Annotated in this window: 17 protein-coding genes and 1 pseudogene; 10 read left to right on the forward strand and 8 right to left on the reverse strand. The window is 64.8% G+C overall.

Annotated features, from left to right (window positions below):
- Nucleotides 1-106 precede the first annotated feature (106 nt).
- Nucleotides 107-481, reverse strand: coding sequence for a nuclear transport factor 2 family protein (locus tag AAFG13_RS28360; RefSeq protein ID WP_212311980.1), 375 nt, complete (start codon nt 479-481; stop codon nt 107-109).
- Nucleotides 482-684: 203 nt separating this feature from the next.
- On the opposite strand from AAFG13_RS28360, the gene AAFG13_RS28365 reads away from it, so the two are divergent.
- Entirely contained in the window at nt 685-1,119 is a 435-nt protein-coding gene (locus tag AAFG13_RS28365; protein ID WP_342708865.1) for a GFA family protein, read from the forward strand.
- A 6-nt stretch (nt 1,120-1,125) separates the two neighbouring features.
- Here the strand turns inward: AAFG13_RS28365 and AAFG13_RS28370 are convergent, their stop codons facing one another.
- On the reverse strand, nt 1,126-1,500 hold the full coding sequence (locus AAFG13_RS28370; protein ID WP_342708866.1) for a hypothetical protein: 375 nt from the start codon (nt 1,498-1,500) through the stop codon (nt 1,126-1,128).
- A 241-nt stretch (nt 1,501-1,741) separates the two neighbouring features.
- On the opposite strand from AAFG13_RS28370, the gene AAFG13_RS28375 reads away from it, so the two are divergent.
- Entirely contained in the window at nt 1,742-3,637 is a 1,896-nt protein-coding gene (locus AAFG13_RS28375) for a caspase family protein (protein ID WP_342708867.1), read from the forward strand.
- 257 nt (nt 3,638-3,894) lie between these two features.
- Here AAFG13_RS28375 and AAFG13_RS28380 read toward each other — a convergent pair whose 3' ends face one another.
- Nucleotides 3,895-4,575 (reverse strand): DUF1345 domain-containing protein, encoded by a 681-nt coding sequence (locus AAFG13_RS28380; protein WP_342708868.1) that lies wholly within the window; start codon nt 4,573-4,575, stop codon nt 3,895-3,897.
- Between the two features lie 18 nt (nt 4,576-4,593).
- A complete protein-coding gene (locus AAFG13_RS28385; protein WP_342708869.1) occupies nt 4,594-5,514 on the reverse strand; it encodes a polyprenyl synthetase family protein in 921 nt (306 codons plus the stop codon).
- Between the two features lie 128 nt (nt 5,515-5,642).
- Here AAFG13_RS28385 and mtgA point away from each other — a divergent pair, with 128 nt between their 5' ends.
- The 4 genes and pseudogenes from mtgA to AAFG13_RS28405 all read left to right on the forward strand — a co-directional run bounded on the left by mtgA (nt 5,643) and on the right by AAFG13_RS28405 (nt 8,079).
- Nucleotides 5,643-6,386: a monofunctional biosynthetic peptidoglycan transglycosylase gene (gene mtgA / locus AAFG13_RS28390; protein ID WP_342708870.1), complete on the forward strand. Its 744-nt coding sequence runs from the start codon at nt 5,643-5,645 to the stop codon at nt 6,384-6,386.
- Between the two features lie 157 nt (nt 6,387-6,543).
- The gene (rpmF, locus tag AAFG13_RS28395; RefSeq protein WP_021077536.1) at nt 6,544-6,729 is read left to right on the forward strand and encodes a 50S ribosomal protein L32; all 186 of its coding nucleotides are present in this window, start codon (nt 6,544-6,546) and stop codon (nt 6,727-6,729) included.
- A 228-nt stretch (nt 6,730-6,957) separates the two neighbouring features.
- Nucleotides 6,958-7,589, forward strand: a pseudogene (locus AAFG13_RS28400) (hypothetical protein).
- Between the two features lie 19 nt (nt 7,590-7,608).
- The gene (locus AAFG13_RS28405) at nt 7,609-8,079 is read left to right on the forward strand and encodes a nuclear transport factor 2 family protein (protein WP_342708871.1); all 471 of its coding nucleotides are present in this window, start codon (nt 7,609-7,611) and stop codon (nt 8,077-8,079) included.
- A 15-nt stretch (nt 8,080-8,094) separates the two neighbouring features.
- On the opposite strand, the gene AAFG13_RS28410 is transcribed toward AAFG13_RS28405, so the two are convergent.
- A complete protein-coding gene (locus AAFG13_RS28410) occupies nt 8,095-8,379 on the reverse strand; it encodes a hypothetical protein (RefSeq protein ID WP_342708872.1) in 285 nt (94 codons plus the stop codon).
- Between the two features lie 219 nt (nt 8,380-8,598).
- On the opposite strand from AAFG13_RS28410, the gene AAFG13_RS28415 reads away from it, so the two are divergent.
- A complete protein-coding gene (locus AAFG13_RS28415; RefSeq protein WP_342708873.1) occupies nt 8,599-10,290 on the forward strand; it encodes a bifunctional diguanylate cyclase/phosphodiesterase in 1,692 nt (563 codons plus the stop codon).
- A 61-nt stretch (nt 10,291-10,351) separates the two neighbouring features.
- Here AAFG13_RS28415 and AAFG13_RS28420 read toward each other — a convergent pair whose 3' ends face one another.
- Nucleotides 10,352-11,176 carry an IS5 family transposase gene (locus tag AAFG13_RS28420; RefSeq protein ID WP_342708452.1) on the reverse strand — a complete coding sequence of 275 codons (825 nt, stop codon included), beginning with the start codon at nt 11,174-11,176 and terminating at the stop codon, nt 10,352-10,354.
- Between the two features lie 241 nt (nt 11,177-11,417).
- Nucleotides 11,418-12,008, reverse strand: a complete 591-nt coding sequence (gene phaR, locus AAFG13_RS28425; RefSeq protein ID WP_097671126.1) for a polyhydroxyalkanoate synthesis repressor PhaR — start codon at nt 12,006-12,008, stop codon at nt 11,418-11,420.
- A 313-nt stretch (nt 12,009-12,321) separates the two neighbouring features.
- On the opposite strand from phaR, the gene AAFG13_RS28430 reads away from it, so the two are divergent.
- The 3 genes from AAFG13_RS28430 to AAFG13_RS28440 all read left to right on the forward strand — a co-directional run bounded on the left by AAFG13_RS28430 (nt 12,322) and on the right by AAFG13_RS28440 (nt 15,498).
- A complete protein-coding gene (locus AAFG13_RS28430; protein ID WP_342708874.1) occupies nt 12,322-13,500 on the forward strand; it encodes an acetyl-CoA C-acetyltransferase in 1,179 nt (392 codons plus the stop codon).
- 268 nt (nt 13,501-13,768) lie between these two features.
- Nucleotides 13,769-14,494, forward strand: a complete 726-nt coding sequence (gene phbB, locus AAFG13_RS28435) for an acetoacetyl-CoA reductase (RefSeq protein WP_212311966.1) — start codon at nt 13,769-13,771, stop codon at nt 14,492-14,494.
- A 137-nt stretch (nt 14,495-14,631) separates the two neighbouring features.
- A complete protein-coding gene (locus AAFG13_RS28440) occupies nt 14,632-15,498 on the forward strand; it encodes an EamA family transporter (protein WP_342708876.1) in 867 nt (288 codons plus the stop codon).
- Here the strand turns inward: AAFG13_RS28440 and AAFG13_RS28445 are convergent.
- Nucleotides 15,495-16,190 (reverse strand): flavin reductase family protein, encoded by a 696-nt coding sequence (locus AAFG13_RS28445; protein WP_342708877.1) that lies wholly within the window; start codon nt 16,188-16,190, stop codon nt 15,495-15,497. The two genes, AAFG13_RS28440 and AAFG13_RS28445, sit on opposite strands and share 4 nt — an antisense overlap.
- Nucleotides 16,191-16,195 lie beyond the last annotated feature (5 nt).

Raw genomic sequence — 16,195 nt, forward strand, 5'->3', positions numbered from 1 at the left:
TGGGCTCAATTCGCCCGGAAAGCAGCGCCAGTCAATGCGGTCCGGCCGGAGCCGGACCGCCGGGGCGTGTCATAAAGCCGTCGCAGGGATGCGGTGGGCCGCCCGGTCAGTCCCGCTGATCGTAGCGGTAGGACTTCGAGACGATCTGCCAGCCGTCGGCGAGCTTCATTGCGACGAGGTAGTCGGTGAAATAGCGCGGCGGCAGCTGGCAACGCACCTTGATGAAGGCGGTGTTGTCGTCCGACCGGTCGATGGTGACGATGAAGTCCTCGCGCGGCTTGCCTTCGGCCTTCGCCGACGGCCGCTTGCGCACCAGAGCGAGCCAGTCCGGCACGCTGAGGACCTTCAGCTCGCCCTTGTCCACCCAGCGCAGATCGGCGCTGGGATGAAAGGCCGTCGCGAGCTTGTCGGCATTGCTCTCGTAGAGGCCGTCGAAATAGGTTTGCACGACGCTTTCGACGCTGGATCGTTCTTGACTCATTGGTTAGCCCTCCCGGCAGGATTTGAACTACTAGAGCGTTTTCGAGCGAAGTAGGTACCGGTTCGCGTGAAGAAAACGCGTCAAAACGAGAATCTAGAGCCCCCCGTTCCGATTCAATCGGAACGGAAAGGGCTCTAGGATTTAGCCATGAACTGCCGGATTGCGCCATGGCCGGCGATAAAATTCCGCGTGAGGAGTGAGTTGTGACCGCATCTGCAAATTCGAACGAGACGATCCTGACCGGCGAATGCTTCTGCCGCGACGTGCGCTATGAAGTGGCCGACGCGTTCACCTATGCGCTGAATTGTCACTGCTCGAACTGCCGGCGCACCACGGGATCGGCGTTCAAGCCGTTTGCAGGCATCGTGCGCGAGAAGTTCACCGTCACCCGCGGCGCCGAGGGTCTTCTGATCTACGGCGATGAGCTCACCCACGACGCGCATTGCGGCCGCTGCGGGTCGCTGCTCTATTCGCAGGTCCGCAACGGCGCCTATGTCCATGTCACGATGGGTACGCTGCGCGATGCGCCGACGATCCGGCCGACCGCGCATATCTTCGTCGGCTCCAAGGCGCCCTGGTACGAGATACTGGACGACCTGCCGCAATATCGGGAGCACGTCACGCAAGGCGGGGAATAAATTCGCTCAAGGCAAGTTCTTGCCCTGAGTTGGGTCCGCTTGCACCACTGGTGTCTCGGACGGCCCCAGCGAGAACGCGAGCACGACGTTGTCGGCGCGCTGCTTGAATTCCTTGCCGACTGCGGTGCGCGCTGCGTCGGCAAGTTCCTGCAATGGCTTGTCCTGGAGCAGGTTCGGGAAGGTAACAGTCACCGATGAGAGCCGGCCATTGTGCCAGTTGAAGCCGACCGCCGGTTTGACCCCCACCATCGCAAAGAGGTCGTTCTCGACCGCTTTGGCGTGCTTGAAGCCGTCGAACACGGCGTCGACCAGGCCGCATCCCGCGACGCAGCCGGCCAGCAGCGCAAGCGCGAGGAGATTTCGGGCCATGCCGCCGATCATGCGCGATCGGCCGGCTGGAACCGGTGCGCTTGTGCCCTGCATGACGTCCTCCTTGTTCTCGTTGCTGCTGATCGTGCACGAAATGTCGCAGCCCGCCAAATGCGAACCGGTGGCCGCTTCCGCCGACTAATCGTCAGGATGGCATGGTCCACGCCGGCACCGATCGTGAGGTGCCTCACAAAGCCCGCCGCTTGCTTCTGGTAATTGGACCGGCATGCTAGGAAACGGCGAGAGTGTCGCCATGAACGGGTCTGGGCCCTTGAAACTGAAACGACTGCTTCTCGCCGTCGCGGCGTTGCTGCTGATCGCCTGCCAGCCGGCCTTCGCCGAGAAGCGCGTGGCGCTGGTTCTCGGCAATTCGGCCTATCGGAACACCGCGCCGCTGGCCAACCCGGTCAACGATGCCTCGGTGATGGCCGCGACGTTGAAGAATGCCGGCTTCGACGTGGTCGACTTCCGCAGGGACTTGCCGGCTATCGAGACCCGCCGCGCGCTGCGCGAGTTCGCCGACCTCGCGCGCGATGCCGATATCGCGCTGGTCTACTATGCCGGCCACGGCATCGAGGTCGACGGCGCCAATTATCTGATCCCGGTCGACGCCCGGCTGGAGCGCGATACCGACGTCTATGACGAGGCGTTTTCGCTCGATCGTATCCTGGTCGCGATCGAGCCGGCGCGGAAGCTGCGGCTGGTGATCCTCGATGCGTGCCGCGACAATCCGTTTGCCAAGACCATGAAGCGGACGCTGGCGACCCGGGCGATCGGGCAGGGGCTCGCCAAGGTCGAGCCGACCAGCCCGAACGTGCTGATCGCCTATTCCGCGAAGGCCGGCTCGACCGCGGCCGACGGCGACGGCAAGAACAGCCCGTTCACGATCGCGCTGTCCAAGTTCCTGCCGACCCCCGGCCTCGATGTCCGCCGCGCCTTCGGTTATGTCCGCGACGAGGTGCTGAAGACCACGAATAACCGCCAGGAGCCGTTCGTCTATGGCTCGCTCGGCGGCGAGGACGTGCCGCTGGTGCCGGCACCGGCCAAGCCGGCCCCCGCCGCTGCCGCTGCCGCCGCCGCGCCCGTTGCGCCCGCACCGACGCCGCAGTCGGAGGCCCGTCGCGATTACGAGCTGGCGCTGCAGATCGGCAACAAGAGTGCGATGAACGCCTTCCTCGCCCAATATCCGAGCGGCTACTACGCCAACCTCGCCAGATTGCAGCTGGAGAAGTTCACCGCCGAGGACGCGCGCGTGGCCGCCACCGAGAAGGCGCGTCTGGCCGAGCAGGAGCGCGCCCGGCTCGCCGCCGAGGGCGCGCAGAAGGCGCAGCAGGCCAGGGCCGAGGCCGACGCGAAGGCTGCCGAAGTGGCGCGTCTTGCCGCGGAACGGGCCAAGCAGGTCGCACAGGACCAGGCCGCGGCCGCCGAGCAGAAGCGCCAGGCCGATACCGCGCTCTCCGATCGTGCCGCGACGAACAAGGCTGTTCCCGATCAAGCGGCAACGCAGGCTGCGGCCGCACCGCCGGCGCCTCCCGAGAAGACCACGACCGTAGCCGCATTGGCCACCGGGTCACCCGAGGTGGACGTGGTCAAATCGGTGCAGGCCGAGTTGCGCCGCGTCGGCTGCCTGACTGGCACCGTCGATGGCGACTGGAATGCAGCCTCGCAGCGCTCGCTGACGCTGTTCAACCGCTATGCCGGCACCAAGCTCGACATCAAGACCGCGAGCGTCGACACCCTCGATGCCGTCAAGCTGAAGCAATCCCGCGTCTGCCCGCTGGTCTGCGAGCACGGCTACAAGGCTGACGGCGATCGCTGCAGCAGGATCGTGTGCGCCGAGGGCTCGTTCCTCAACGACGACAATGAATGCGAGAAGCGGCGTGAGCGGAAGCCGGTCGCCAAGCGCGACAGCGACGAGCGTCTGCCGCGCCGTGACCGCGAACGCGCCTTCCGTCCGCAGCGCGAGCCACAGGTCCCGTCCGCGGACATTCCGCGTCCGCAGGGCCGCGCCAGGGCGGAAGGCGGCGGCAGCGGTCAGATCATGTGCGATGCGTATCTGTGCCGTCCGGTCAGGCATGGCTGCCATCTCGAGTACCGCGGCGGCGGCGGCCCCGGCGGCAACGTCGGCAATGTCGAGGTCTGCAACTAGCGAGGCATGAGATCGGCTCGAATAGCGAGCGCGACGGTGCTGCGCTCCCTCGCCCCGTTCTTACGGGGAGAGGGTTGGGGTGAGGGGCTATCTCCGCGTATTCGGTGATGGCTGAGTTTGCGGGGGCTCCCCCTCACTCGGAACGCATCTGACGATGCGTCATAGCCGAAGCTTTGCTTCGGCGTTCTTGAAAACGGCCGCCGAGGGCGGCCTATGCCTCTCCCCGCACGCGGGGCGAGGTGAAGCGGAGCCCGCAGCTAGATCGCGCTCGCGGCAATATTCACCATCAGCGCCAGCAGCGCGGTATTGAACATGAACGAAATGATGCCGTGCACGGTCGCGGTGCGGCGGATGATCTTGTCGGTGATGCCGACGTCGGACACCTGCGCGGTCATGCCGATCACGAACGAGAAATAGACGAAGTCCCAGTAGTCGGCGTCGGTATGCTCGTCGCCGCTCGGAAACTGCAATCCGCCGGGCGTCTTGCCGCGGTAGAACTCGTGGGCATAGTGCAGCGCGAACGCGGTGTGGACCACCGTCCATGACAGCGTGATGGTGACGATTGCCACCGCCAGTCCGGCCGGGTTGCCCTTGGATGCGCCGAGTTCGAACACGATGGCCAGCAGGCTCGCCAGCGCGCCGAACGCGGTCAGCAGCAGGATCAGGAAACGGCCATCGTCCTGCAGGATGGCGCTGCGCTTGATGTGGGCGACGCCACAGCGCAGCATCATCACATAGGCAAGCGCGAGATACAGCGCGGCGAAGGCGTCCCAGCCGGCCAGCATGCGGGTGACGAGGCGCATCGAGCCGGGGATCAGCAGCGCGACGGCGATGCCGACCGTGATCGAAACGAAGGTGCGCGGCCGGCCCACCACCACGCGGACCGGCATCGGCAGCTTGCGGAAACGAACAAGGCGATCGTCGAACTCCTTGCTCATTTCGCGGTTTGCTTTCGGCTAGTTCTTGCGCTCGGCGACGAAGCGGGCGGCTGCGCGCAGCACGTCGCCCCGGTTCCCGAACACCGACAGCGCGGCGTCGGCGCGTGCCAGGAGGTCGCGCACGCGCTGCTTGGCGCCGTCGATGCCGAGCTGGGTGACGAAGGTAGTCTTGCCGAGCACCGCGTCGGCGCCTGCCGGCTTGCCCAGTGCGGCGGCGTCGCCCTCGACGTCGAGCAGATCGTCGGCGATCTGGAACGCTTCGCCGAGCGCTTTGCCGTAATCGTCGAGCGCCTGGTATTCCTTCTGCGAGGATTGGCCGAGGATCGCGCCGGCGATGCAGCCGAAGCGGAGCAGCGCGCCGGTCTTCATCTGCTGCACGCGGGCGACGTCGACCGGCTCGCGGTCGCCGAAGCGGCCTTCGCCGGCGAGGTCGAGGATCTGGCCGCCGGCCATGCCGCCGACGCCGGAGGCGCGCGCCAGTGCGCGGGTCAACAGCAGGCGCACCTGGGCGTCCTTGTGGATCGCATCGCGGGTGATGATGTCGAAGGCAATCGTCAGCAGCGCGTCGCCGGCGAGGATCGCGGTGGCGTCGTCATAGGCCTTGTGCAGGGTCGGGCGGCCGCGGCGCAGGTCGGAATTGTCCATTGCGGGCAGATCGTCGTGGATCAGCGAGTAACAGTGGATGCATTCGAGCGCGGCGCCCACCAGCAGGGCGGATTCGCGCGGGATGCCGAACACCGCGGCGCTCTCGACCGCGAGGAACGGCCGCAGCCGCTTGCCACCGCCGAGGCTCGAATAGCGCATCGCCTCGATCAGCCGCTTCGGGCGCACGATCTCGTCGCTCTCGGTCGCATCGGACAGCAGTTTGGCGAGCAGGGCTTCGGTATCCTCCGCGGTCTGGTCCAGCCGCTTGGAAAACTCTGCAGTACCGGTCGTCATTAAGAATTGCTCCAGATCGATTTTCGGCCGGACAATCGTTGATGGGATCGGCTTCGTCAATTCCCGCCCTGCGACGGATTGCGCCTTAAAAGTGCTGGAAAAACCGTGAATTATCCCACAGACGTCTGATGGCGCCGGCCGTGTTCTGGCGGGCGGGTCCTATAATCCTCCCTGGAAGGTCCTCCCCGGAAACCCCAGCTTTGCGCATTGTCCGGATTTTATTGCTGCTTTTGCTGGCCCTGCTGTTGCTGCCCTACCTGGTGACGCCGTTCTACCGCACCGGTCGGCCAGTTTCGGCCCTGATGGCGTGGCGGACCCTGCGAGGGGCTCCGGTGACGCGGCATTGGATCGATTTCGGCGCCATGTCGCCCTCGCTGCCGCGGTCCGTGGTCGGCTCGGAAGACGCCCATTTCTGCAAGCATCGGGGCATCGATTGGGGGGCGCTGCGCGAGGTGATCGACGACGCCGGGGACGGTGAGGCGGCCCGTGGTGGCTCGACCATCACCCAGCAGGTGGCCAAGAACCTGTTCCTGTGGCCCGGCCGCAGCATGATCCGCAAGGGGCTGGAACTGCCGTTGGCGCTCTGGATCGATTTCGTGCTGCCGAAACAACGGATCCTCGAAATCTACCTCAACATCGCGGAAATGGGGCCATCCGGGCAGTTTGGGGCCGAAGCCGGTGCTCAATATGCCTTCGGCCGGTCGGCTGCAGAGCTGTCACCCAGGGAGGCGGCGCTTTTGGCGGCGATCTTGCCGAATCCGGTCAAAAGGAGTGCCCGGAACCCGGGTCCGGGGGTCCGCAGGCTGTCCGGCACCTATATGGCCCGGGCCAACACCGTGACGCGCTGCTGGCGCGAAAATCGCGGCTCTTGAGCGCGATTTCGGGCGGATTTTGCTGTCTCCGGGCCTAGATTTACGCGGTCCCTTCCTCTATAAGCGCGGCCTTACCGGCATCGCAGCTTGCGCTTCGAAGCGCTGAGCCCGTCCGCATTTCGGACGATGCCTCCGCAACACCCTAGAGGACACCGTCATGGCCGTTCCCAGAAGAAAAACCTCGCCGTCGCGCCGTGGCATGCGCCGTTCGGCCGATGCGATCAAGACCCCGACCTATGTCGAGGACAAGGACTCCGGCGAGCTGCGCCGTCCGCACCACCTAGACCTGAAGACCGGCATGTACAAGGGCCGCCAGGTCCTGAAGGCCAAGAAAGAGTCCTGATCGGACCTTCGGCTTCCGCGCCGCTGGCGGGAGCATGATCGGGAAAATTGCGTAGCGGTTTTCCCTCGCGACAAACGCCAAAGGCGTTTGCGCGGAGATCGTCCTCCGATCAAGACGGCGCTGCGCCTGAATTCGGCCAACGAGTGCGGCCAAGACGGGCGCGTCGGCGGCGGGGCCAATGAGCATCGCCGCATTGCTGGTTCTCCCTGAATTAAGGCGCAAGCCCCGATGGTCGGTTTTCCGCTGCTGCTCGTTCCGCTCGCGGTCTACAACATCATCGCCTTCCTGATGCCCGGCGTGTCCTTCACGGACCCGCTGATCAGGCTGACATTGCTGTCGGGCGAGCAGTGGCAGATCACGCTCAGTGACATGCTGCTCGCCGCCGGCGTGCTGCTGTTGCTGCTCGAGGTCATGAAGGGCGCGCGCCCCGGCGCGAAATATCTCACCGACCATCTGCTGTCGCTGATCGTGTTCGGCGCGGCGGCCGCCGAATTCGTGCTCTGGCCGAATTCGGCAACTCGACCTATTGCCTGCTGACGCTGCTGGCGCTGGTCGATTTCATTTCCGGAATTGCGCTGCGCACCCGCCGCCGTGCGGTGGTCGCGCCCGCGGCACCGGCGCCGGTCAGCAAGTCACAGCCCGCCGCGGTCGAGACGCCACGGCCCGCGCCTGCGGTGGAGCCTGCCCCGCCGCGGCCCGAGCCAGCACCTGTCGCAACGCCGGCGCCCGCTGCGCCGGTTCCTCCAGCGACGTCAGTTGCGGAGTCCGTGCTGCTCGATCAATCGGTGCCAAAGCCCACGGTCAATTCGCCGGATTTGCAGCCCGGCGGCCAGCCATCTCCGGACACGCCACAACGCTAGAGCGTTCTCGAGGACGATCATGAGCGGAGAAACGGCCCTTCCGATCGCCGATTCGACGACCACTCGATCGATCTTCGACTGGCTGGAACGGTTCGCCGCCTGCGTCAGGGCGGTCGACTATGCGGCCGCCCGTCCGTTCTGGCATTCGGACATCATCTCGTTCGGCACCTATCAGGAACTCATCCAGGGCCGTGCGCGCTGGACCGAGATGCAATGGGACAATGTCTGGCCCCGCACCGCGGATTTCGCCTTCGATCTCGCGCATACGCAGGTGCTGATCAGCGCCGACGCCGGCATGGCGACGGTGATCACGCCATGGACGAGCACCGGCTTCCGTGCGGACGGCAGCCGCTTCGATCGGCCGGGACGGGCGACGATCATTCTTGTGCGTCAGGCGGACGGGCGCTGGCTCGGCATCCATTCCCACATGTCGCTGCGCCGCGGCGTGCCGCAGGACAGCCACGGCAACCGGCCCGTCAAGGCCCATTGATCGCGAGATGATGAGCTAGATGATTTGCCTGGTCCGCCGCGCGACGCTGCGGCGTTCGTCGAGATGCGGGCCGTAGGCGCTCTGCGCGTCGGCCAATGACCCACGCCGTTGTCCGCGCGTCTGCGGCTCGTGGGCGGCGGTGGCGATCAGTTGGGCCACAAACGACGGATCGGCATGCGGCAGCGGGATCTTGGGCGCCCAATGGGTGGTCGCGGCCAGCGGCACCAGAGCCGTGCCGGTCGCCCCGGCAGTGTCGGTGAACTCGCCGTCCAGGACCTCTGATTGATCGATATCGCGCATCGCCTGCGACCCGTTGGAGCGTCATAGTCTGGGACGTTGCGTCCCTCTGCAACACCCTCATGGCAAGGGTCATGCCCGCCATCCCCAGTTCGTTCCGCGGCAGTCGAAAACGTGGTTTCCAGATTATTTATCAAGTTCTTCTAGCGTTGGATTCGCCGGAACCACTATCTTGAGGGTGTATAGAATCACCGGGTGCCGTCCCAAATCGAGACATGTTCGATGCCCCCTGTCCCGCCAGCTGCCAGCATCCTCGCCTCGCTCGGCCAAGCGACATTCGCCTGGGACCTGGCGACCGACGCGATTGCCTGGAGCGACAATGTGGCGACGGTCTTCCCGGATATCCCCCTCGCGGCGCTCGCAAGCGGCACCGAGCTCGCAAAGCTGATCGAGCCCATGCGCTCGGTCCGGTCCGATGCACTGGGCCAGACTGGAACGGCGCGGGGCGGGGAGGGCGTTCCCTACCGGATCGAATACGGCGTGCGGGCCGTCACCTCAGCGCCGTTGATCTGGATCGAGGAGACCGGCTGCTGGTTTGCCGGCGCCGACGGCAGGCCGGCGCGCGTGCAAGGCGTCGTTCGCATCAACAATGAGCGGCACGCCCGCGACGAGCAGCTCGTGAAGCTGTCGCGGCACGATCCGCTGACCAACGAGCTCAACCGCACCCATCTGATCGCCTCGCTCGCCGAGTCCATCGAGGAGTGCGCGCGCTTCCGCACCTCCTGCGCCTTCATGCTGATCGGCATCGATCATCTGGCACGGGTCAACGATGCGTTCGGCTTCGATGTCGCGGACGCCGTCATCGCCGAGGTGGCGAAACGGATTCGCGCCCGGCTGCGCAGCGGCGACATGCTCGGCCGCTTCTCCGGCAACAAGTTCGGCCTGATCTTGCGCAACTGCACCGTCGACGACACCAACGTCGCCGCCGAGCGCTTCCTCGCCGCGGTGCGCGACGAGGTGGTGCCGACCAGGTCCGGCCCGGTATCGGTAACGGTCTCGATCGGCGCCGTCACCATCCCGCGCCATGCGAAGTCGGCGGAGGAGGCGGTCAATCGCGCCCAGGAGACGCTGGACGCGGCCAAGGGCCGCCGCGCCGGATCGTTCGCGCTGTGGAAGCCGAATGTCGAGCGCGATGCCCAGCGCCGCGTCAACATCCGCGTCACCGACGAGATCGTCACCGCGCTGAACGAGCGCCGTATCGTGATCGGCTTCGAGCCGGTGGTCGATGCGCGCTCGCGGCAGCCTTCGTTCTACGAGTGCCTGGTCCGCATGGAGCAGGAGGACGGCCAGGCGCTGCTCGCGCCCGATATCGTGCCGGTCGCCGAGCGGCTCGGCCTGATCCGGATGGTCGATCATCGCGTGCTGGAGCTTGCGATCGCCGAGCTCGCCTCTGCCCCTGGCGTGCAGCTCAGCCTCAACATCTCGCCGGACACCACGATGGATCCGGACTGGTGGGCCACCATCGAATCGCTGATGCACGCGCATCCCGGCGTCGGCGAGCGGCTGATCGTCGAGATCACCGAGACGGTCGCGATCCAGGATATCGACGACGTCCGCGGCTTCGTCACGCGGCTGAAGAATTTCGGCAGCCGGATCGCGATCGACGATTTCGGCGCCGGCTACACCTCGTTCCGCAATTTGCGCAAGCTCGGCGTCGATATTGTCAAAATCGATGGCGCCTTCGTGCAGAACATCGTGCGATCGGCCGACGACCGCGCCTTCGTGCAGACGCTGATCGATCTCGCGCGCCGCCTTGAAATCAAGACCGTCGCCGAATGGGTGCAGGACGAAGAAGCCGCCGTGATGCTGCGCGAATGGGGCTGCGACTTCATCCAGGGCCGCCTCATCGGCCTCGCCTCGCCGGACCGGCCGTGGAACGCGTCGGCGGAGAAGGTTGTGCCGGCTGCGGGTTAGGACGACGCGCCACTATAGACCCGTCATCCTGAGAGTCTGACTCCAAATGAGCTGAGTATTTTCAGGGCATAGCGAGGCGTCTGGTCAAGAGCCTGAGATGGGCTACGAGGAGCCAGGCGACCTCAGTTGAGGCGGAGCCCTCGAAATCTCTGGAGAGGCGGCGACACCTGCCGAACCACGCGAAGGTGCGCTCGACGACCCAGCGTCGTGGTAAGAGCTGGAAGCCTTTGACCCCAGGCGGCCGCTGAACGATCTCAATGGTCCATGGCCCGCAATGGGAGAGCGCGCCAACAAGCTGCTTTCCGCGATAAACCCGGTCAGCAAAGACATGACGCAGCTTCGGAAAGCGCTCTCGCACGCGCTCCAGTAAGGGGACTGCACCATGCACGTCCTGAACATTGGCTGGGTGAACGTGGACGGCCAGCAAGAGACCGTTGGTATCGGTGACGATGTGCCGCTTACGTCCGTTAACACGTTTGCCCGGATCGAAGCCGCGCGGGCCGCCGGCTTGTGTCGTCGAAGCGCTCTGACTGTCGATGACGGCCGCCGTCGGTGTCGGCTTGCGGCCGAGTTTGCGCCGTGCCTGTCGGACCAGAGCCTTCACGATCCTGTGCCATCGGCGAGTATCGCGCCAAGTATAGAAATAACCTTGCACCGTCGAGTACGGCGGGAACTCCCGCGGCAGAGCGCGCCATTGGCAGCCGGTGGACAGAATGAACAAAATCGCCTCGACCACCTTGCGCAGATCAACCTTCCGCGGTCGGCCCAATCGACGCCGACCTGGCAACTTCCTGGCTATCAGACGCCACTCCGCGTCGGTCATGTCGCTTGCATAGCGCAGTCCGTTCCGCAGATACTGAGCACGAGTGATTTTGGTCCATGGCATGGTGCACTCCCTCGAATCTTCGCAAATCCGAAGGAATCACAGCCGACTGAAATCACTCACTGCTTTTTCGGTCAGGCTCTGAGGAGCGCGTAGCGCGTCTCGAAGGATGCACGGCCCGGATGTGCAGGCGCATGCAATTCCCTTGCTGCACGAGCGAGGCCGTCGACCCTTCGAGACGCGCGCTGTGCTCGCTCCTCAGGGTGACGGATCACAAAGCTGAACGCGCTGCGCGACGCTACGCCTACTCGTCCTTCTTCGCCGGCTGCGACATGCGCTCGAGGCGTTCCTGCATGTCCTTCATCTGGCGGCGAAGGTCGTCGATGTTGCCGTCGTCGGCCGCGGGCTCCGGCGCCTTCTCGGCTTCAGTGCCGCCACGTTGCGGCACGAACGGCTTGAACATGGAGAAGGTCTGCTGGAACAGCTCCATGTTGCGGCGGACCTGTTCTTCCAGGGGAGCAAACGGCGTCCCGCTCAGGGCGCCCGCGATCTGCTTGCGAAATCTCTCCTGTTCCCGGGTCAGCGTATCGATCGACTGCTCGAGATATTTCGGCACCACCATCTGCATGCTGTCGCCGTAGAACCGGATCAGCTGGCGCAGGAAGGTGGTCGGCAGCAGGTTCTGCCCGGCCTTGTTTTCCTGTTCGAAGATGATTTGCGCAAGCACGGAGCGGGTGATGTCGTCGCCGGTCTTGGCATCATAGACGAGGAAATCCTCGCCTTCCTTCACCATCGCCGCGAGATCCTCGAGCGTCACATAGGTGCTCGTACCGGTATTATAGAGCCGCCGGTTCGCGTATTTCTTGATCGTGGTCGGTTGTTCAGATTTTGCCATGGGCTCACACTTCAACACCGAAGGACCTGGAACCCGGCAGCATCGCCGCTGGGCTAAATGCAACGCATCGCAGCAAAGGTAAGCATTTTCAAAGCCGTTCGGCTACCGTTTTGTGCTGCACGGTTAATCCCAAAGCAAAGGTATTGCTCAGGAAAGTGCCAAGGACGTCATTTTGAGTGCGTCGCGGCGCGATTTGCGCGTCAGCGCGATTGACATGGCTCAATGAGGTTTACAGGATAGTCGTTAAGAGACAGGTCCGCCAAACCGGCCGCCCGCCGTCGAGAAACCCAGCTACAACCCATAGGAGATGTCCATGTCAGACGATGTCGTCATCGTCAGCGCCGCCCGCACCCCCGTCGGTAGCTTCAACGGCGCGTTCGCCACCATGCCGGCCCACGACCTCGGCGCGATCGCCATCAAGGCGGCGCTGGAGCGGGCCGGTGTCGAGGGCGGTCAGGTCTCCGAAGTCATCATGGGCCAGATCCTCACCGCCGCCCAGGGCCAGAACCCGGCCCGCCAGGCCTCGATCGCGGCCGGCATTCCGGTGGAAAGCCCGGCCTGGGGCGTCAACCAGCTCTGCGGCTCGGGCCTGCGCACGGTGGCGCTCGGCTACCAGGCGCTGCTCAACGGCGATTCCTCGATCGTGGTCGCGGGCGGCCAGGAGTCGATGAGCATGGCCCCGCACGCGCAGTATCTGCGCGGCGGCGTCAAGATGGGTGACCTTCAGCTGATCGACACCATGATCAAGGACGGGCTGTGGGATGCCTTCAACGGCTACCACATGGGCAACACCGCCGAGAACGTCGCCAAGCAGTACCAGATCACCCGCTCTCAGCAGGACGAGTTCGCGGTCGGTTCACAGAACAAGGCCGAGGCGGCGCAGAAGGCCGGCAGGTTCAAGGACGAGATCGTCCCGGTCACCATCAAGTCCCGCAAGGGCGATATCGTGGTCGACGCCGACGAGTATCCGCGCCATGGCGCCACGATCGATGCGATGGCCAAGCTCCGCGCCGCCTTCGAGAAGGACGGCACCGTGACCGCCGGCAACGCCTCGGGCATCAATGACGGCGCCGCCGCCGTCGTGCTGATGACCGCCAAGGAAGCTGCCAAGCAGGGCAAAAAGGTGCTCGCCCGCATCGTCTCGTGGGGCCAGGCCGGCGTCGACCCCAAGATCATGGGCACCGGGCCGATCCCGGCCTCGCGCACCGCGTTGAAGAAGGCCGGCTGGAACATCGCCGACCTCGACCTGATCGAGGCCAACGAGGCGTTCGCCGCGCAGGCCTGCGCCGTCAACAAGGACCTCGGCTGGGATCCGGCCAAGGTCAACGTCAATGGCGGCGCAATCGCGATCGGCCATCCGGTCGGCGCGTCGGGCGCCCGCGTGCTGGTGACGCTGCTGCACGAGATGCAGAAGCGCGATGCCAAGAAGGGCCTCGCGACGCTCTGCATCGGCGGCGGCATGGGCATCGCTATGTGCGTTGCACGCGACTGAACAAGAGGCAGCGAGGTCGGTTAGGTGATGAAAAGATCATCTGTCAACCACGGCGCGAGCTGATAGAAAAGATGCCCGGCTTTGTGCCGGGCATTTTTGTTTCGAGAGCATGATCCGGAAAAGTTTGAAGCGGTTCCCAAAAGGATCGTGCTCAAAAAAAGGGAGCTAAAGCGGGATGACGATTCAGCCTAATCTCATCGCGCTTTGTTGAGTGAGTGCGAAGACCGGAGTGATCCGGTTATAAAAGACGGCCAAGGAGGAGACGGACATGGCACGTGTTGCATTGGTGACGGGCGGAACGCGGGGCATTGGAGCTGCAATCAGCAAGGCGATGAAAGCGGCGGGCTACAAGGTGGCGGCAAGCTACGCCGGCAATGACGCCGCGGCGGAGAAGTTCAAGGCGGAGAGCGGCATCCCGGTCTACAAGTGGGACGTCGCATCGTTCGACGCCTGCGCGGCCGGCGTGAAGCAGGTCGAGGCCGATCTCGGTCCGATCGATGTGCTCGTCAACAATGCCGGTATCACCAAGGACACTGCATTCCACAAGATGACGTTGGAGCAGTGGACTGCCGTGATCAACACCAACCTCGGCTCGCTGTTCAACATGACGCGCCAGGTGATCGAAGGCATGCGCGCCCGCAAGTTCGGTCGCGTCATCTCGATCTCCTCGATCAACGGCCAGAAGGGCCAGTTCGGCCAGGTCAACTACTCTGCGGCAAAGGCCGGCGACATCGGCTTCACCAAGGCGCTCGCGCTGGAGAACGCCAAGGGCGGCATCACCGTCAACGTGATCTGCCCGGGCTACATCAACACCGAGATGGTGCAGGCGGTGCCGAAGGACGTGCTCGAGAAGAACGTGATCCCGCAGATTCCGGTCAACCGGCTCGGCGAACCCGAGGAGATCGCGCGCGCCGTGGTCTTCCTCGCGGCTGACGAGGCGGGCTTCATTACCGGCTCGACGCTGACCATCAACGGCGGCCAGTATCAGGCCTGACGCGAGAAGCGTCGTCGCGTCGCAGAGGTTCCCAATCAAGTCGTGATGCCCGGCCTTGTGCCGGGCATTTTCGTCGTTACAACCGCGAGGCGCGAAGCAGAGACGTGGCTGGCCCGGCCACGACGGATTGAACTCAGATGACGACCCGAACTGCCACCCTTGTCGGACTGACCGCCATCCTGATGTGGTCGCTGCTGTCGGTCATGACGGTGGCGACCGGGGCGATCCCGGCGTTCCAGCTCGCCGCCATGACGTTTGCGATCGGCGCCGCGGTCGCGTTCGCAAGCTTCCTGTTCCGTCCCGCAGCGTTCGACGCACTGAAGCAGTCGCCGGTTGCCTGGCTCGTCGGTGTCGGCGGGCTGTTCGGCTATCACGCGCTGTATTTCCTCGCGCTACGGTTCGCGCCACCGGCCGAGGCCGGCCTGCTCAACTATCTCTGGCCGCTGTTGATCGTGCTGTTTTCGTCGCTGCTGCCGGGCGAGCGGCTTGCGATCCATCACATCATCGGCGCGCTGCTTGGCCTTGCCGGCACCGTGCTGCTGTTCGCCGGCAACACCGGCGCCTTCACAAGAGCGCATATTCCAGGTTTCGCGGCGGCCTTCGTCGCGGCGTTCGTCTGGGCCGCCTATTCGGTGATGTCGCGCCGGCTCAAGGCAGTGCCGACCGACGCGGTGGCGGGCTTCTGCCTGGCCACGGCCGCGCTCGCCGCGCTGGTGCACATGATGGTGGAAACCACGGTGTGGCCCGCGACACCGCCGCAATGGCTCGCGGTTGCAGCACTCGGCATCGGTCCGGTGGGCGCTGCGTTCTTCGCCTGGGACATCGGCATGAAGCGGGGCGACATCCGCGTGCTCGGCGCCGCATCCTACGCCACGCCGCTGCTCTCGACCGCGTTCCTGATCGCCGCGGGTTTTGCCAAGCCCAGCGCCAACATCGCAATCGCCGCGATCCTGATCGCCGGTGGCGGCCTGATCGCGGCGAAAGACATGGTCTGGAAACACTAGGCGGCTGGCCGCCAGCCAGGCGGCTTGTAAGCGCCTTCCGGAATTTGCCCGAGCACGGAATGCTTCAGCTTCTGGGGCGACAGGCCATAGAACTGCTGAAAACTCATGATCAGCGGTCGCCATTTGTCGGGATCGATGCGGTCGGTTTGGCCGTCCATCAAAATTCCCGGATGAGCGTGCACGCGGGTCACGCGCACCTCGATTGCCATGAGATTGCCGCGCCAGACCTCGTCCTCCTGCGCCATTCTGTGGACGTGGGCGACCTTCGCCTCAATCTGTACCGGGCACTCGGCGGCGCGCGGGGCGGCGACGGTCTCGCCGTGCAATCGCGTCAAGCCGCTGATGTCGAACTTGTCCCGTTCGTGCCGATAACCGCGCTTGATCTTTCCTGCCGGCACTGGGTTCGAGCCGGTGGTGCGCGCCAGAGCATTGACGGCATCGACAAGATCGACCGATGGGAGATTGAGCACGCATTCGCCGGTGCGGATCATGTTCTCGGTGGTCTTGGAATTGCTTGCGAGGCCAAGCATGCATCGCCAGCCAACCCACCATGCCGACGACATCGGCGCCAGATTGGGCGAGCCATCTTCATTGGTCGAACCAATCAGAACGACGGGTGTCCCGAAGTAGAGTATGGCCGGCTCAATGCTCCGCGATTCCGCAGTGCGTGTGATATCGATGGTGCTGAGCATGCTGG

This window comes from Bradyrhizobium sp. B124 (assembly GCF_038967635.1).
Lineage (GTDB): Bacteria > Pseudomonadota > Alphaproteobacteria > Rhizobiales > Xanthobacteraceae > Bradyrhizobium.

Coding starts and splice junctions, on each gene's coding strand:
- AAFG13_RS28360 (WP_212311980.1), bottom strand. CDS start 481: ATGAGTCAAGAACGATCCAGCGTCGAAAGCGTCGTGCAAACCTATTTC.
- AAFG13_RS28370 (WP_342708866.1), bottom strand. CDS start 1,500: ATGATCGGCGGCATGGCCCGAAATCTCCTCGCGCTTGCGCTGCTGGCC.
- AAFG13_RS28375 (WP_342708867.1), top strand. CDS start 1,742: ATGAACGGGTCTGGGCCCTTGAAACTGAAACGACTGCTTCTCGCCGTC.
- AAFG13_RS28380 (WP_342708868.1), bottom strand. CDS start 4,575: ATGAGCAAGGAGTTCGACGATCGCCTTGTTCGTTTCCGCAAGCTGCCG.
- AAFG13_RS28385 (WP_342708869.1), bottom strand. CDS start 5,514: ATGACGACCGGTACTGCAGAGTTTTCCAAGCGGCTGGACCAGACCGCG.
- mtgA (WP_342708870.1), top strand. CDS start 5,643: ATGGCGCCGGCCGTGTTCTGGCGGGCGGGTCCTATAATCCTCCCTGGA.
- rpmF (WP_021077536.1), top strand. CDS start 6,544: ATGGCCGTTCCCAGAAGAAAAACCTCGCCGTCGCGCCGTGGCATGCGC.
- AAFG13_RS28405 (WP_342708871.1), top strand. CDS start 7,609: ATGAGCGGAGAAACGGCCCTTCCGATCGCCGATTCGACGACCACTCGA.
- AAFG13_RS28410 (WP_342708872.1), bottom strand. CDS start 8,379: ATGCGCGATATCGATCAATCAGAGGTCCTGGACGGCGAGTTCACCGAC.
- AAFG13_RS28415 (WP_342708873.1), top strand. CDS start 8,599: ATGCCCCCTGTCCCGCCAGCTGCCAGCATCCTCGCCTCGCTCGGCCAA.
- AAFG13_RS28420 (WP_342708452.1), bottom strand. CDS start 11,176: ATGCCATGGACCAAAATCACTCGTGCTCAGTATCTGCGGAACGGACTG.
- phaR (WP_097671126.1), bottom strand. CDS start 12,008: ATGGCAAAATCTGAACAACCGACCACGATCAAGAAATACGCGAACCGG.
- AAFG13_RS28430 (WP_342708874.1), top strand. CDS start 12,322: ATGTCAGACGATGTCGTCATCGTCAGCGCCGCCCGCACCCCCGTCGGT.
- phbB (WP_212311966.1), top strand. CDS start 13,769: ATGGCACGTGTTGCATTGGTGACGGGCGGAACGCGGGGCATTGGAGCT.
- AAFG13_RS28440 (WP_342708876.1), top strand. CDS start 14,632: ATGACGACCCGAACTGCCACCCTTGTCGGACTGACCGCCATCCTGATG.
- AAFG13_RS28445 (WP_342708877.1), bottom strand. CDS start 16,190: ATGCTCAGCACCATCGATATCACACGCACTGCGGAATCGCGGAGCATT.